The organism is Halomicrococcus pelagicus (genome assembly GCF_050954125.1).
Window position 1 is genome coordinate 33,573 of sequence record NZ_JBPBWC010000027.1, and the last position, 14,590, is coordinate 48,162.

General features: G+C 54.2%; 17 protein-coding genes. 11 read left to right on the top strand and 6 right to left on the bottom strand.

Going from position 1 to position 14,590, the window contains the following annotated elements; all coding sequences use genetic code 11:
- The first annotated feature begins 161 nt into the window (after window positions 1-161).
- On the top strand, window positions 162-431 hold the full coding sequence (locus tag ACRYA2_RS25225; RefSeq protein WP_433634308.1) for a hypothetical protein: 270 nt from the start codon (window positions 162-164) through the stop codon (window positions 429-431).
- Entirely contained in the window at window positions 424-762 is a 339-nt protein-coding gene (locus ACRYA2_RS25230) for an ArsR family transcriptional regulator (RefSeq protein ID WP_433634310.1), read from the top strand. The genes ACRYA2_RS25225 and ACRYA2_RS25230 overlap by 8 nt, the downstream gene beginning before the upstream one ends.
- A 642-nt stretch (window positions 763-1,404) precedes the next feature.
- Here the strand turns inward: ACRYA2_RS25230 and ACRYA2_RS25235 are convergent.
- Together ACRYA2_RS25235 and ACRYA2_RS25240 are read right to left on the bottom strand one after the other, a co-directional pair.
- Window positions 1,405-1,872, bottom strand: coding sequence for a class I SAM-dependent methyltransferase (locus ACRYA2_RS25235; protein WP_433634345.1), 468 nt, complete (start codon window positions 1,870-1,872; stop codon window positions 1,405-1,407).
- A gap of 325 nt (window positions 1,873-2,197) precedes the next feature.
- Window positions 2,198-2,581 (bottom strand): hypothetical protein, encoded by a 384-nt coding sequence (locus tag ACRYA2_RS25240; protein ID WP_433634312.1) that lies wholly within the window; start codon window positions 2,579-2,581, stop codon window positions 2,198-2,200.
- Window positions 2,582-3,158: 577 nt separating this feature from the next.
- On the opposite strand from ACRYA2_RS25240, the gene ACRYA2_RS25245 reads away from it, so the two are divergent.
- The 3 genes from ACRYA2_RS25245 to ACRYA2_RS25255 all read left to right on the top strand — a co-directional run bounded on the left by ACRYA2_RS25245 (window position 3,159) and on the right by ACRYA2_RS25255 (window position 5,343).
- Window positions 3,159-3,299, top strand: coding sequence for a DUF7563 family protein (locus ACRYA2_RS25245; protein ID WP_433634314.1), 141 nt, complete (start codon window positions 3,159-3,161; stop codon window positions 3,297-3,299).
- Window positions 3,300-3,492: 193 nt separating this feature from the next.
- A complete protein-coding gene (locus ACRYA2_RS25250; protein WP_433634316.1) occupies window positions 3,493-3,924 on the top strand; it encodes a TRAM domain-containing protein in 432 nt (143 codons plus the stop codon).
- Between the two features lie 1,089 nt (window positions 3,925-5,013).
- The gene (locus ACRYA2_RS25255; protein WP_433634318.1) at window positions 5,014-5,343 is read left to right on the top strand and encodes a hypothetical protein; all 330 of its coding nucleotides are present in this window, start codon (window positions 5,014-5,016) and stop codon (window positions 5,341-5,343) included.
- A 221-nt stretch (window positions 5,344-5,564) separates the two neighbouring features.
- On the opposite strand, the gene ACRYA2_RS25260 is transcribed toward ACRYA2_RS25255, so the two are convergent.
- Window positions 5,565-5,690 (bottom strand): hypothetical protein, encoded by a 126-nt coding sequence (locus tag ACRYA2_RS25260; protein WP_433634320.1) that lies wholly within the window; start codon window positions 5,688-5,690, stop codon window positions 5,565-5,567.
- 106 nt (window positions 5,691-5,796) lie between these two features.
- On the opposite strand from ACRYA2_RS25260, the gene ACRYA2_RS25265 reads away from it, so the two are divergent.
- A complete protein-coding gene (locus tag ACRYA2_RS25265) occupies window positions 5,797-6,225 on the top strand; it encodes a thermonuclease family protein (protein ID WP_433634322.1) in 429 nt (142 codons plus the stop codon).
- A gap of 84 nt (window positions 6,226-6,309) precedes the next feature.
- Here the strand turns inward: ACRYA2_RS25265 and ACRYA2_RS25270 are convergent, their stop codons facing one another.
- Both ACRYA2_RS25270 and ACRYA2_RS25275 read right to left on the bottom strand, forming a co-directional pair.
- Window positions 6,310-6,558 (bottom strand): hypothetical protein, encoded by a 249-nt coding sequence (locus ACRYA2_RS25270; protein ID WP_433634324.1) that lies wholly within the window; start codon window positions 6,556-6,558, stop codon window positions 6,310-6,312.
- A 131-nt stretch (window positions 6,559-6,689) separates the two neighbouring features.
- Entirely contained in the window at window positions 6,690-7,061 is a 372-nt protein-coding gene (locus tag ACRYA2_RS25275) for a DUF7344 domain-containing protein (protein WP_433634327.1), read from the bottom strand.
- 341 nt (window positions 7,062-7,402) lie between these two features.
- Here ACRYA2_RS25275 and ACRYA2_RS25280 point away from each other — a divergent pair, with 341 nt between their 5' ends.
- The 5 genes from ACRYA2_RS25280 to tbsP all read left to right on the top strand — a co-directional run bounded on the left by ACRYA2_RS25280 (window position 7,403) and on the right by tbsP (window position 11,327).
- Window positions 7,403-7,702, top strand: a complete 300-nt coding sequence (locus tag ACRYA2_RS25280) for a HalOD1 output domain-containing protein (protein ID WP_433634329.1) — start codon at window positions 7,403-7,405, stop codon at window positions 7,700-7,702.
- Between the two features lie 968 nt (window positions 7,703-8,670).
- Complete coding sequence (locus tag ACRYA2_RS25285; RefSeq protein ID WP_433634331.1) at window positions 8,671-9,177, top strand: hypothetical protein; 507 nt, start codon at window positions 8,671-8,673, stop codon at window positions 9,175-9,177.
- A 136-nt stretch (window positions 9,178-9,313) separates the two neighbouring features.
- Window positions 9,314-9,694 carry a DUF7344 domain-containing protein gene (locus ACRYA2_RS25290; RefSeq protein ID WP_433634333.1) on the top strand — a complete coding sequence of 127 codons (381 nt, stop codon included), beginning with the start codon at window positions 9,314-9,316 and terminating at the stop codon, window positions 9,692-9,694.
- A gap of 84 nt (window positions 9,695-9,778) precedes the next feature.
- The gene (locus ACRYA2_RS25295; protein ID WP_433634335.1) at window positions 9,779-10,129 is read left to right on the top strand and encodes a HalOD1 output domain-containing protein; all 351 of its coding nucleotides are present in this window, start codon (window positions 9,779-9,781) and stop codon (window positions 10,127-10,129) included.
- Between the two features lie 388 nt (window positions 10,130-10,517).
- A complete protein-coding gene (tbsP, locus tag ACRYA2_RS25300; RefSeq protein WP_433634337.1) occupies window positions 10,518-11,327 on the top strand; it encodes a transcriptional regulator TbsP in 810 nt (269 codons plus the stop codon).
- Between the two features lie 1,486 nt (window positions 11,328-12,813).
- Here the strand turns inward: tbsP and thsB are convergent.
- A complete protein-coding gene (gene thsB / locus ACRYA2_RS25305) occupies window positions 12,814-14,457 on the bottom strand; it encodes a thermosome subunit beta (RefSeq protein ID WP_433634339.1) in 1,644 nt (547 codons plus the stop codon).
- Between the last annotated feature and the right edge of the window lie 133 nt (window positions 14,458-14,590).

The window sequence follows — 14,590 nt, forward strand, 5'->3', positions numbered from 1 at the left end:
CATACATGCCCGTACAAGGCTGAATTGTGGATATACCCACCGAACATAATGCTAGTTATACCAGTCTACGCTGATAACTATCGCAATAATACGATATATGTCCAGCTTGTCCGTAGATATCCAACATAGGCCCTTTCCCCACGCCCCCTAGAACAGAGGGTATGTCGTCGAACGACATGGAGAACCCCTCAAGAGACGACTCATGGACATATCAGCCCCCTGCTTCAAACGAGAGCACAGCACTTTCCAAGAAGTTCGGCATCCTGACGCAGCGAGCCAGCCGACACATCCTTGTTCACCTTCTTCAGCAAGAGAATCCGATCACGATTGACGACCTCACAGCACACGTCGAAAGAGACATCGATATACTCGGTATTGAGGCTGCTACCGGGACTAAGAACAGGAAAGTAGGTGAGCCAACTCATGGCTGAGGCCGACACGATGCCATCTTCATTGGACAACGTGCTGAATATCGTAGCCAACACGTACCGGCGGCGGCTCCTTGTCGGGCTGCTGGAACACAATTCACTGAATGTCGAAAATCCACAGGTTCTGGCTGACGTTCAATCCGAGGATGAAGACCTTAAGTCTCTCAAAATCCAGATGACGCATACTCACCTGCCAAAGCTGGAAGCGGCAGAATTCATTGTATGGAATCGAGAGGATAATGCGGTACAGAGAGGCCCTCGTTTCGGGGAAATTCGCTCACTGCTGGAGACACTGCAAAATCACGCTGACGAACTCCCAGATAATTGGCTCTAAGCTCTGCATCTCACGTCTTGCTGCAAGCAAGTTTCTATCCGGCCTTCAACAGAAGCGGCTCGCTACGACGATGAGATGCTGGCGTCAATGTCGAATCGCAAGCCAGACGAACTCGCTAGGAAAGTCTGGCGTGAATGTGACGAGACTAGTCGCCAAGAATTGTGATCGAACAAAGGTGGATTTCCAATGTGTTTTAGGTTAGTATAAGGTGCTAACCCTATTGGCCTGTATACCTACGCTGAAATCACAGGTCCGTACATCTCCTGATCACCTCTCCGAAGCGTTACCACGTTCATCCTGATCGGTGAATAAGTCTTCAAGACTCGCGATGAGCGTTTCTGCGAAATCGACCGAGGGTCATAGGGAACGCTAAAAATTCGGACCAACTTCTACCGTCTATTTTACTGCGACTGCAAGGGGGACGCTCTCGACGTCTAACACGTGTTGATTCCCGATGATTTTGTCTTCGAGTCGGTCCATTCGGTCTGCCATCGTCTCGTACAGCTGTTTGCCTTCTCGGGTTGCGTCATCGCGTTTTGCACGGACTTTTGCGTAATGGAGGCGGTTCGAGTGGAAAACGTCCCAGTAGTCGCGGCGCTCACTGCTGTCTCGCCCGACCGTGTGGTAGTTCTTGAGACCCAGTCAGATGTCTGCAGGCGGTGGCGACAGTCGTTTCAGGTGAGTTGGGAGTCGCCGCCCATGCGTCCGGTCACTGCTGCCGGAGATCTCATCAGTTTTCTCGACGATCCAATCCATTCCGTCCTCTGGCGGATAATGCATGTGCTGGCCGTCGTCACAGCTCCGGACTGCCAGCACCCCATCATCGCGAACGTGCTCCCAGAGCAGTGAGAGCCCCGACTCCTGGTTGGCAATATGGTGGAAGAGATAGCTCGCGAACACAATATCGAACTTCCCAAGGTCGGCCTTACCGAGGTTGTTCACGTCCAACCAGCGGTACTCGATGTTCGGCGCTGAATATCGGTCCTTGGCGACCTCCAGAGTATCTTCGGCGTTATCAATCGTAACCACCTCGAATCGGTCGTTATCGTCAAAGCAGATGACGATATCATAGCGGTTAAAGCGGAGGTGATGAATACATCCGATGGCGATAGTTTCTACGAATCTGTTCGGTAAGGACTATATTCAGAGCATTATTCCCGTCGCATGGTCTGCTCACAAACGGGACAGTACCGTTTCAATTCCTCAATGATGCAATCAGATTCTTTCCCGGTCCAACCACATTCTGGGCATTGAACAAGGGTAGTCATTGTCTCTCACTATCGTGCCTCTAGCTTCAATTAGCTTGGTGTACTAGATACAATAATTTTCCGACCGTAGTCGAATCGGATGAAACGGTTCACAAGAATAGAGGGAAAAGAAGCGAGACATCCATTTCCTCTTGCTGCTGTAAACGAGGTATCAATGAGAATATGTTCTATGTCTCTTCAACCGCATCGGCGATCCGCTGGAGCTGGCGGGTAACGTCGCGGACCTCGTCACGGAGTTGGCGAACTTCTTTGACGAGTTCCTCGTTACTGCTACCTTCGCTTGCGCCAGGTGAGCCGCCGGGACCACCGCCGCCCATCATTCCACCCATCATCTGTGCCATGGGATTCCCGCCGCCCATGCCACCCATTCCAGGGCCACCACCGCCACCGAAGGGATCGTTAGGTCGCTCGCTGTCTCCCTCACCTTCCTCACTCCGTTGCTCACGCATTTCTTCGACGCGTTCACGGAATGATTGTTCCTCAGCGTCGTCTTGTGTGGCTGCTGCGTCTTCCGTGTGATCGTCCTGTGTATCAGTATCGTCGTCAGCCATATATTGGTGTCTTCGTCGCTGTGGCAAAAGCCTACCGACTGATACGTATGAATCCGCCGTCAGCATCATACAGTCATGTCTGCCATAGTTGATCTAGTTCACACAGCAGGGTTGTTGGACACGTGCTGTTCGGCTAAGATACGTTTAGTGATTCAGCTGCTAGCCAATTATGATTATTATCGGCGTTAGTAACCGTAATGGACCTTGATATGGCAAGTTCCGATACCGAACGATGTATGTGAATCGAGGTCAAAGGAAAGAGTATGAGTGTTCTCTCGCGGGTCCGGCAGGTTGTGACGACCAGCGAGGAGCCAGATGTGGTGATCGAATGCCGGCAGTGCGGAACAACGCTTGACACCGCACCTGATCGCTGTCCAGCATGTGGCAGTGGCGATATCGTTGCCACCGCTATCAACTAACACGGCCTACTACAGAGTTGACTGATCGTGGTGGCCACCTATGCGGGAAGAGGAAAGTGGAGTTCAGTCCGAGTGATCAGGTCGATAGGTCCACGAGGGTGCGGGACCGTATAGCATCTGCCCCAAACGTCAACTGGTGCACGTGCTGATGGTGACGTATGGCTGAATGCCAGAACTGCGGCGCGTTCGTCACTCAGCAGTTCCAGCGCGTGTTCACTGGCCGCGATGGTGAAGTCCATGGCTGCTTTGAATGCAAACAGAAGGCCGACATCAAAAACGGCGCAGCCAGCCAATCATGACCGATGCCGGCCGTGAATGGCATGACTGGTGATACCGGTAGGTGGGCACGATAGCTGTCCGCGACATCCAGAACTACTCGCGCAAGCTCTAGAGTGAAATTTGATGCACTCCTGGGTGAAAGCGGCGGAATTCGCATGGATCGGTGGACTCAAGGTGCTGTTAGTGAAGTGAAAAATGGAGCGAGACGTCACTATGGAAATTGACGACGAATTACTCTGTTTATTCAGTGCGGACGTCGACGAACAGAACGACTCATATACAGTCACGATCCCGAAACGCGAGGTCGAAAAAGGAGACGTCGACGAAGATGGTGTGTATCGCGTTGCGTTACTCCGGACGACCACACCATCAGACAGCCGTGACCAGGACACACGCGAATCACAGCCAGAAACTGACGATGACTCTGGGCCGCCGGTCGATGTTGGTGACCGGCGGCGTGTCGAAATCGAAGATATCGGCGAGCAAGGCGACGGCATTGCGCGGGTCAAGCGGGGCTACGTAATTATCGTCCCTGAAACCGAACAAGGTGACCATGTCTCTGTCGAGATCACTGAAGTCAAGCCAAATGTGGCATTCAGTGAGGTTGTCGAACAGACCGTCGAAGAACAAGCAGTCGCCGGATAAGCTCTCCCGTCCTACTCGTTTGCTTGTGCTCATTCGGTGAGCCGGAGTTCGCCGTCGACTTCGTAGATTTATAATGGAATAGGATGAGTGCGCCACACAGCAATTGAAACTAGCTCATCAAGCTCCCGTCCACGAAGTACTGGAGGTGTTGAAAGCAGACGATGGATGCGCGTCTGCTTGGGCAAAACGTGACAGGCGGACGTACCTGAAGCAGTCTATTTGTGGGACGATACCACGGCACAATCAAGTACTGAGGGAATTCACAAATCAGTTGTGATCAGACAGAATCGTCTGTCACAAACTACAAAATAATATACTCCCTAGTTCATTACGGTAAATTCACTGGATTAGCTCTCGCTAAGAGAGAACTCGATTACACTACTAAGACGTACAGCAAGCAGTGTTTAAAAAGTCCCGAACTCAGCGTACACTCCTAGCAGAGCGTGTCTTGGGGCGGCCGCAGAAGTGCGTCTGAAAGCAGACGCTGGATGGGCGTCTACTCGGAGACAGTACTGACAGACGGATGTTCCTCGGCTTGGTTGTGCAACGGTGCCACGGCACTACTAGCTGTGGACAAGAGGCCATATACCGATCATGATTAGACAGATCCGAGTGTCAGAAACAGAAAGCGCTACGGTTTAGAATAGAATGGACTAAGGAAACCGCAACAGAACCATGGGCAACTGTCAACCTCGAGCCTACCAGACCTGACTGTCACCCACAGCGTCATCAGACAGGGATAGCACGCCACGACTACATCGAAGGCAAGGTCTCAGCACGGCCGGCTGTCCTACCGCTCGCTGTGCAGATATGGGCAGCGCTATCGGGAGCAGAGTGACACAGCTGGACAGCTGAAATTCGGTGCAGCTCTCGCTCGAATGAATGGCCAACGAAAGGAGACATTGCGACGATCGTCCGTCGTATCTATCCGTTATCGCGAGAACCACTTAAAGGCAGACGGGAAGATGTCAGAACTTCCTTTCAGTAGTCAACACTGCTGGCAGTCGCCGACCATTTTATGTTGGTAGTAGATGAGTTATGGTAATCGAAAGGAGAATAGCGATAGAGAACCGTACGTTCTGTACAATCGTGAGCCAGTCATTAGAAAACCAAGTGACCGCGCTGAACGAGACTCAGCCACCACGGTATGGGCTCCTCCGCAGCTACCACGAGAGTGTCCAGCAGGCACTCGAAGGCTGCTCATGCAACTATCCAACGACAAAGCGGTTAGTGGATATTGTTGACGATCCAGCGATCACGTCCCAGATGCTCGGCAATATCTTATCGTTGCTCGTCGATCTCGACGTAATCGGCGTCCACAGCCAGCGCAACAATAGTAACCGCTACGACCTTACTCAGTACGATTCCGCCCGTATGGATGAGCTTGCGGACCTATTAGCTGCGAATCCAGAGCCGTGACGTCCTCGTAGCGGCGAAATGTCACCGCCAAGAGCAAGACCGAGACCTGTTCAGAGATATCCGGAAGCACGAGAGGAGTCAATCGCCATAATTCTACCTGTTCCAATAAAGATAATAGGGCAGGGAGCGATCACAGATATGGCGCGAATTCTTTCTCTTCTCGGCCTTGCCTGTCTCATGGTTCTCGCCGGCTGTCTCGGCGGATTCGGACTTGGAGGCGGTCAGACTACCACGGCCACTACAACGCAGACACCCGCTATCGAGTCAGCAACGACAACGGCTAGGACGACCACGACGACCCAGACGACCACGATCACGTCGACGGCGACCCCAACCAGCACGACCACGACTCAGACGGAGACGCAGGCGACCACAGCTTCGGTCGCCCGGAACACGTCAGCGCATATCGACCCACCCAGTAAAGGGCAACAATTCAAAGCACGCGTGATCGAGGTGATCGGCCCAGAGACGATCAAAGTCAAGCGCGACACTGGCGAAACAGTTGTCGTCGATCTCGTCGGCATCGAGACGCCGCAGGCGGCCACGAACGCGACACCATCGTTGTTCGAGGGCGTCCCAGACTCGAAGCAGGGGCGGCAGATGCTTGGGAAGTATCACGAGCGAGCGCTCAGTTATACCAAATCGCAACTCCGCCAACAGGTTGTGACGGTTGCGACTGCCCCCCAAGTTGGGAAGACCGATGAGAGCCACCTGCGAGCCTACGTCTACATCGGCGATTTCATGTACAACACTGATTTGCTCCGCATCGGCTCCGCTCGCGTCACAGACAGTGAGTTCAGCAAGCGCCCGCTATTTATGCAGAAGATGCAGACGGCTCAGCAGAAGGGCTACGGTATCTGGAGCACGAATCAAACCCGGTAATCGACTACTTTCAGTTGCCTACAATCATTTTCCTACGTGAGGATTGTAGGGTGAAATATGAGTCGGGGGACAGCCGTGATCGAGTCACTCCAAGATGAGATCGAGGCCGCACTTCACGCACTTCGGCCGGAGAACGAGAACAATGGACACCTCGCCGATGACCTGCTTGCAATCGATTCGGCTCGCCGCCATCTTATTGGTGTGTCTGAAGATGGTGACGCAGTGCTCGTACATGATTTTCGGAAAGAGGCAGTCGTCCGAGTCGTATTCGGCGACGGGCGTCTCGACAGTGGGAAACGCGAGACAGTCGTGGACACCCAGGATGTGAGTCAAATATGGACGACGATTCAGGATCGCGGCCGAGACTCGTTTGCGTGGCTGCATCCCCGCTATCGATGGCTGTTCGCCGGCGAGTATAGTAGGCAGGCGCTGTGAGCTGTGGTTCGCAGAAGGAGTGAGACGGGTTAGTCGAACGTGACGAGCGCCGTATCCAGTAGGTGGACGACATCCGTTGTCGCCGGCGTGGCAGTGACGTGGTCGTCGCTTGTCCGGTCGATTAGCTCGACATCGGCGAGGTGAGGGAGATGACAGTGGGTCAAGCTTGTTACAAGCTGGCCGGAATCGGTAGATGCGCTCGGTATCGGCTCGGCAGCGAGTGTAGATGCGAGTTCGTCGACCGTCTTGGGGTCCTCAGTACGGTCGAGCACCCGGAGTGTGTGGCGGCGTGTGGGGTGGCTGACCGCGCGAAAGATTGTGTCGAGTTCTGAGTGTGTTGTGTGAGTCGTTCGGACGTGCTCGGGGTCGTTGTCGTCTGGGGGGTGGTGACTTCCGGCCATGGGTAGTAGTTGTGGGTGGTCTGCTACTCGGTCACATGCTCTACAGTTGGAGGTGGTGAGACCAGGACCAAAAAACCACCGTCAAATTATATAGATCTCGAGCACGGAATCGGCTGTTCCTGTTTGAAAATTAACGATCGAGAACGGATTACAGCTGCCAACGCCTGCACACGCAACTGCTCGGACTTATGCTGTTGGTCATTGTCTTTTATAGGTAATCATATTATTAGTAGAGGACAGAGCTTTTAAACCGGGCGCGTGCGTTGTGGCATCAGCGAAACGCAAAATCGGTCCGAGCACGAGAACGAGCCGCCCTGATTTTGCGTTGATGAGAGCAAATCATGACCGATCTCACGAATTCCCAGCCACGGCCAGCGCAGTGTCGGCAGACAGACGGCGGTGTAGACGACTCACTTGAGACAGCGATCGTCACACACGTTGCCGCTCAAGAAGACGTTGATCCTACGACGCTCGACCCACTCTATGAGGTGATTGATCCGGACGCACTTGGAGACCTATTTGCGCCGCAGTTCGATGGGGCTTCGCGAACAGATGGTCAAGTGGTATTCGCATACAGCGGCTACCGAGTGACAGTAACGAGTAACGGCGATATTCAGACCACACCGCTCGAGACCCAGTAACATAGGTCGCCGCGATCCACAATACTCATAGCGGAGTCGGGAGACCAGTCAAAAAGAGAGAGACTGCGAGAGCCTAGCATAGCTGGCATCTGCAGCCACAAACTGTGTTCGCTTGGGGTCGAATCGGTGTTATGCATTCGCCGTCAGTCCAGTCGCTCCGAGTTGTCCCCCGTCTTGAAGGCGGTCCTGAAGAAATTGTGTGTGCTCTTTGCTCATCGCTGGTGGGAAACGTAGAGGTTGTGTATCGGGTCCAGGACGGCCTGGCAATGTTCGCAACCATGGAAAAAACGGGCGGTGGGAAAACAGAATTTGTCGGGCTGCGCCATCTTGCGCCAGCTCTCCGAGAATGTGAAAGCCGGATTGAGAAAGTGAAGGGCGTACATCGGCTTGAAACAGTCGCAGCGATCTTCCAAGATGAATAGGTGAGGCTGAACGCTAGCCGAAATTTCGTGAGTGACGCTCGCGCCGTTGACCGTTCTGGATCTGTGCATGCTCGGAGTGATCGCGGTCGCCGGCCTCTCTTCGCTTCCAGGGCTGGTCGCCGCTGTTGCGCTCTGTTTCAATACCACCGGATCGATACGTGGTGGCGACTCTGACCTTGGGAACGCATATCAGGTTTCGCGGCTCTCCCCTCAGACGAAAATCAAAGACGAACCTGATCAACAGCGAACCTATATCCGCCCCCAAACACCGCACAACTCACACCCCAGCGACCACATCACACAGTAACAGCCGTCAAAGAGAACAAAGGGAAGGCCGAACGCGTCAGCGGTCGTCAGTCGTCGGCAGTGTCGGCCAAGAACGCCGTAAGCCACTCGTCGGGCGTGGGGGCAAGCGGTCGCCGGGTTCGATCAGCTGCGATTCTGATGCGATTGCATGCCCGCATGGATGCACGACCATCGTTGAGGGACCTCGGACAGTCGTCGCCGTGACCGCCGCTTTGCAGTGCGGACAACGGTCGGCGGTCATTGGCCGGGACCCTCTTCGACACGCAGGTTTCCGCCGCAGTCGCCGCAACTGTAGTCCTCGGGGTTGCGGACCGTCTTCGAGCGACGATACCGTCCGACCCGGCCGTCACATCCCATGCAGATCAGCCACCACTTCGACGAGGTAAATCGCTGGCAGTGCTGAGAGATGTCGAGGCGGTCGGTCCAACGCGCGAATGTCTCACCGTGGTCCGCCTCGCCAAACTGCCAGTACTGCTAGGCATGGACGAGTTCGTGCCGCACCGTCTTGCTGAACTGCTGCCAGCCAAATTCCTGGTAGGCGTCCCAGGTGAGCCGAATCGTGACCGCTTCAGTGGCTGGGTCGTATTCAGTGACGCCGGCCTGTCGCTGCGCCCGCTCGGAGACCTCCCAGTCGATGGATTCAACAGGGAACTTGGGGAAGTGTTCGGCAGCGACGTCGGCCGCATGCGTTTGCGCTTGGTCAAGCAGAGCCGATCATATCGTCGAAGGAGAAACGGAATAGGATGAGTGGAACGTGAAGGCGAGAATCAATCTTTGAGCGAGTGGCTGCTATGCAGAATTGCTTTGGAATTTTCCTATTAAATAAGCTTGAGGATGGATAAGTTATTCATAGCTGCAAACCGTTTAGAATACCGATCAAGACATGCAAACAAATACCACGGATCGATGCAAGTGGCCACTGACTGTCACCGACAACGACACCCAGCCTCAAGAGATGTATTCAACACACCTTGATTTGGATAATCTCTTCCATGCACTCAGTCGGAGTGACCGCCGCCAAACACTCCGGTATTTGGACCGCCAGGATACCCCCGTCGCTGTCGAGGAACTCGCCGCCGCCCTCGCTGCTGACCAACCAGCCCGTAGCACAGAGCAAGTAACGCTCACACTCACGCACCAACATCTCCCACTACTGGAGAACACAAATCTCGTCGAACGAACGACCCAAGGCCGTGTCATCGCTACTGACGCTGCAGCCGCTGCCATTGATGTGCTCGATACGGTGCACTACTATTTCGAGTAGAGTGCCGGATGATAATCTTCCGTTCGGCATAAATTCTGGCGTAATCGCCTATTACTCAATGGTATAGGGGGACTGCAGGGGAGTATGCAGAGTTCAGCAACGGTAGCCAAGACAGCGACAACTACCTGGTTCAGTACGGAGACAAATACGCCAGGTTCGAATCCGCCGACGCGATACAAGCTGACCGAGTCGTATCCGATCGATCCAGCACAGCCGCCCATACAGGAGGTCATCGACGCTGTATTAGATATGAGCGAACCACCAGGGGGCCAGACCACGCTCACCTTGTACGAGCATATCGATCCGGACGCACTTGCGGACCTCCTCGACGCCAGCAAGGACAAGCAGAGTCATGTGGAAGTCCGATTCCAAGTCGACGGGTATCTGTTCGTTGTCCGCAGCACGAACACAATCCTCGTCTACGAGCCCTTGTAGGCCTCCCAGCAGACGATAGTCCGGAGAACTAACAACAGTGGTATGAGCCGCAGCAACCGGGGTTCATATAATTCATCCTGATAGCGGAAAACAGATTCACTATCCACCGCTAGGTTAGTATAGTATACTAACTATCGTTTTTGCAATATCGTTTCACGTTCCTGGAATAGAAGAGAAGACAGCAAACTAATGTGAGTGAGTACTCTTTCAGTATGGTTCAGCCGTCGTGGTACGTTCTGAGACAGCATGAAGAAGTCTGAACGCAGTTATTCAAGAGATCAATAACCGATCTTGGCTGGGTTACGCCGCTGCGGTCACTATTTTATTCGGGGCTTGCAGTTGGTAATGAGTCTAGAACAAAGGAATCTCGGGTCGTCGTAGAGAAAGTATGTCATCAGAAGCTGTAAACCTCGAAACGGACTTCAACGAAACGCTCGAATCGCTGTTCAATGATGCTGAGACAGTGCTTGTGGTGAATCCGTCACTGGAAGTGTTTCGCACGGTAATGGAGACGGCATTCGAGTTTGACGACGAATTGCCGACGCTGCAAGTACTTGCAACTCCGGATGTGCTTAAAACGGCGGTCGGGGATTTCATTCTGGCCAGCCAGATAGCAGACTTGATCGACCAAGACACGTTGTCGCTGCGGACGACGACTGAGATCGCGCGGAGTTCGCTGTTCGTGAGTGACGAGCAGGTGATGACTGTCGTGCCAGTCGACGGGGGACTGAGTGGCCTAACGTCGACGGATGAGGAGTTCGTCGAGACGGTACAATCAGCGTTTGACGACGACTGGGATGAGGGTGAGGAATTTAGCCTGCGAACGCCACCACTGTCTCGCGTTCGAGACACGCTCAGTGAGGAGTTTGACGAAGAGGTCGAAGCCGACTTCATGATGATGCTGGAAGAGAGGGAGACGATTCCTGGTGAGGATGACGAGCTGGATGAGGTAACGATTGCATTGCTGGTGGGTGCGAACAACGAACTACTCCTCTACGATATCAGTCGGTGGGGTGAGGATGTTGGGCTGGCGAGTAAAGCAACGTTCTCACGGACCAAGACCCATATTGAAGATCGTGGGCTGATCGACACGGAGAAAGTCCCGATCGAGGTTGGACGGCCACGGCTTCGACTACTGTTAGAGCCGGACGATCTGGAGGATGTCGATGCGCTCGCCGAGCAAGTGACTGCAGCATAGCTCTCAGCAGCGCCAGCTGTTCCGTTTGTAGCTGTTGAGTATGAATAGTCAGTTGGAGCGCTCTCGTTTTCACATTGATCAACGGGGTCGCGTGTGACTGCAGTATGTCTACGCAGGGCATCGCCACGGGAATTTGTGGGTTATCGACGTCAGTTGCTGCGTTGTCTGTGGATGGAAGGAGGTGGTGATGCGGTGAGCGCAGGCGGATGGGTAGGTGCTCGTACTTGTGCTCCCGCATCTGCATCTGAGCGCCGCCGCCGGTGTGAGTCACCACGCACCGACGAGGCCGCCCGATGCAATTCATCCATCTGATGGCTCTATATTAGACCCCCAACTTCGTTTCGTTGCGTGAACGTTTTCAACAGTTTTCGCCAACTTGGAGAGCAGCTGCATGCTGTGACCTGCTGCCACTCAATGCGCTTACTCACGGCTGCTTGTTAGTAGCAAATACTAACATCACCGCCAACATGCACTCGTGCTTGGTCGAGCAGTGCCACTAGCGTCGCCGGCACACGACAATTGTCATTCTCGGCATGCAGGATTTACCGGAAAGCGTTGAGCGGAGAACCAATGAGGCTCTCTCGTTATTTTCCGTCCAGTATGTGGGTTCAAGAGTAATTGCCGAGCGTGTCTTGTCGCTTCGTCTCTTGTACTGGAGTAGGTTCGTCGGGGGGCGAACCCTCGTGACGGCGATGACAGAGAGCGTGGAGACATGGGGGCAAGCAGTCCATGCTCCTGTGAGACAGCACCACTTTGCGAATGTCGAGGATCAATCCAACAGCATGGGCGGCCTCGACAATTGCATTCCAACTTGCAAAAAGTAAAATCCTGTTGTGGATGAAATTACTACCAGGGATAGTTCCGTCTCACCTGTAGATCTAGTAGAGAACCAGGCACGGAAGGGATCAAGATGGAAAAGGGCCGTAGAACGGGAAGGACACGACCCATGTTGGCTCTCGTCAGAGGTGACCGTCGGGTAGAAGCCCCATGCTCGAAGGCAATACCCGACATCGTTTCCTAATCACTGTCCGGAAAAATAGCTAGTGGTCGCATGCAAAACTTCCTCGTACCTCCGATGAGTGTAATGGTAGACCGAGTGTAGAGTGAGTTCGAAGAAACGACCGAGGCTACCCAGGACGATGTGGACGACCGTGCTGAGAAAGGGGGCGGCAACGCTCGCGTGCGGGCGTCTATGACGCGGATGATCAATCTCGTGCGGGACTACGATAGCGCCGAGGGAGTCGATGATGAATCGCCGAATCTCGCGGTAGAAGCAAGCGCTAGTCAGGGATGTCTAAAAGCATCTGTTGACAAGCTATATCACGAGAGTGTGAAGCAGGGGATTTGGTGGCCGTCTTGCGGCTACAAAATATCTTATGACTAACTATATGTATAATAGAAATATCCTACTTGTATTATTATTTGATCGTCACTACTGGGGAAACCGATTCTATACTCTTGGCAAATATATTATCTGTAGCAAGGCCTACATTGCGCCACCCATGCCACCCATACCACCCATGCCGCCAGCACCGGAACCGCCAGCTTCATCGCCGCCCTTGTCGGTCGACAGGTCGCCAGCGGAGATGATGTCGTCAATTTGGAGGATAAGGTTAGCCGCTTCCGTCGCACTCGAGACGGCTTGCTCTTTGATATGTGCAGGTTCGACAACCCCTGATTCGAACGTATTCGTGACCTCACCGCTCTCAACATCAAGCCCGGCATGCGTCTCGCCCGCCTCGTGTGCACTCCGGAGTTCAACCAGCGTATCGATGCTATCAAGGCCTGCATTCCCTGCAAGCACCCGCGGGACAAGTTCGAGTGCGTCAGCGAACGCTTCAACTGCCAGTTGCTCACGCCCAGACACACTCTCGGCAGAGTCACGGAGGCGTCGCGCAACTTCGATCTCGATGGCGCTGCCACCCGCAACCGCGCGGCCGTCCGAGACTGTTTGCGCCACTACATCGAGAGCATCCGTAATACCGCGTTCCAGTTCATCAACCACGTGGTCGGTGGAGCCACGCAGGAGCAGCGTTACAGCATGGGCGTTGTCGCCCTCAACGTAGAACAGGTCGTCGGTCGTATTCCGGGAGACACTGCCGCCACCAAGATCAGCCTCGCTCGCGCTTGCAAGGTCGGCGACGATAGGCGCGCCCACCACGTCCGTGAGGAAGGACATATCGCTCTGCTTTACGCTCTCGACTGCGAGGATGCCTTCCTTGGCGAGATAGTGTTGGGCCATGTCATCGATACCGTTCTGGCAGAAGACAACGTTGGCACCGGTCTCGGTGATCTGTTGGACCTTCTCTTTGAGTTGTTGTTCTTCTTGGTCGAGGAAGCTCTGGAGCTGGTCAGGGTCAGTAACTGAGACGTCTGTGTCGGCTTCGGTCTCCTCAATTTCGATGGCCTCGTCAAGGAGGAGGACGTGCGCGTCGTCGACGCTTGCCGGCATCGATTCGTGCACGGGATCGTCGTCAATAACGCCTCCTGTCAATAACTCTGAGTCGCTGGCTGTTCGACCGGTCTGGGACTCGATGTTGATGTGGTCGAGGTCGACTGTCCCGTCGACAGTAACCTGTTGCACTGCGTTAACAACGAGTGCAGCGAGCGCTTCCTTGTTGAGTTCGGCTCCCTTGCCCGTCATCGAGGTTTCGGCTACCTGTCGGAGAAGATCTTCATCGCTTGGGTCGACGCTCCTCGCGATGTCGTCAATCTCCTCTCTGGCCATCTCGCTGGCACGCTGGAAGCCTTTCGTGATGGCAGTCGGGTGAACGTCTTGATCGAGAAGGTCCTCAGCGTTGTTAAGGAGCTCTCCTGCGATAGCGACCGCTGTCGTGGTACCGTCGCCGGCTTCGTCTTCTTGTGTTTCGGCGACCTCAATGATCATCTCGGCCGTAGGGTTGTCGATGTCCATCTCTTGGAGGGTGGTCACCCCGTCATTTGTGATGGTGACGTCGCCTGTGTCTGTGACGAGCATCTTGTCCATGCCCTTCGGGCCAAGGGTTGAGCGAACTGCGTCAGCGACGGCACGAGCCGCATTGATATTGTGATCCTGTGCGTCTTTATCTTTGACGCGCTGGGAGTCTTCGGACATGACGACCATCGGCTGGTCTTGCATTCGATCACTCATGAATCCGTTTTGGTCACTGATTGTGGTTCTATATAAAGGCTTTGTCTGTAGACATGGGTCGCGTTTAGTTAAGGCTGAAGGATGAGGCGGAGCGAATTTCGGCTGGTCAATGGCTGAAATCGCCCGCCTCACT

What these genes read in the sequence shown, in the direction of transcription:
- ACRYA2_RS25225 (WP_433634308.1), top strand. Translation starts at nt 162, where the DNA reads ATGTCGTCGAACGACATGGAGAACCCCTCAAGAGACGACTCATGGACA.
- ACRYA2_RS25230 (WP_433634310.1), top strand. Translation starts at nt 424, where the DNA reads ATGGCTGAGGCCGACACGATGCCATCTTCATTGGACAACGTGCTGAAT.
- ACRYA2_RS25240 (WP_433634312.1), bottom strand. Translation starts at nt 2,581, where the DNA reads ATGGCTGACGACGATACTGATACACAGGACGATCACACGGAAGACGCA.
- ACRYA2_RS25245 (WP_433634314.1), top strand. Translation starts at nt 3,159, where the DNA reads ATGGCTGAATGCCAGAACTGCGGCGCGTTCGTCACTCAGCAGTTCCAG.
- ACRYA2_RS25250 (WP_433634316.1), top strand. Translation starts at nt 3,493, where the DNA reads ATGGAAATTGACGACGAATTACTCTGTTTATTCAGTGCGGACGTCGAC.
- ACRYA2_RS25275 (WP_433634327.1), bottom strand. Translation starts at nt 7,061, where the DNA reads ATGGCCGGAAGTCACCACCCCCCAGACGACAACGACCCCGAGCACGTC.
- ACRYA2_RS25280 (WP_433634329.1), top strand. Translation starts at nt 7,403, where the DNA reads ATGACCGATCTCACGAATTCCCAGCCACGGCCAGCGCAGTGTCGGCAG.
- ACRYA2_RS25290 (WP_433634333.1), top strand. Translation starts at nt 9,314, where the DNA reads ATGCAAACAAATACCACGGATCGATGCAAGTGGCCACTGACTGTCACC.
- ACRYA2_RS25295 (WP_433634335.1), top strand. Translation starts at nt 9,779, where the DNA reads ATGCAGAGTTCAGCAACGGTAGCCAAGACAGCGACAACTACCTGGTTC.
- tbsP (WP_433634337.1), top strand. Translation starts at nt 10,518, where the DNA reads ATGTCATCAGAAGCTGTAAACCTCGAAACGGACTTCAACGAAACGCTC.
- thsB (WP_433634339.1), bottom strand. Translation starts at nt 14,457, where the DNA reads ATGAGTGATCGAATGCAAGACCAGCCGATGGTCGTCATGTCCGAAGAC.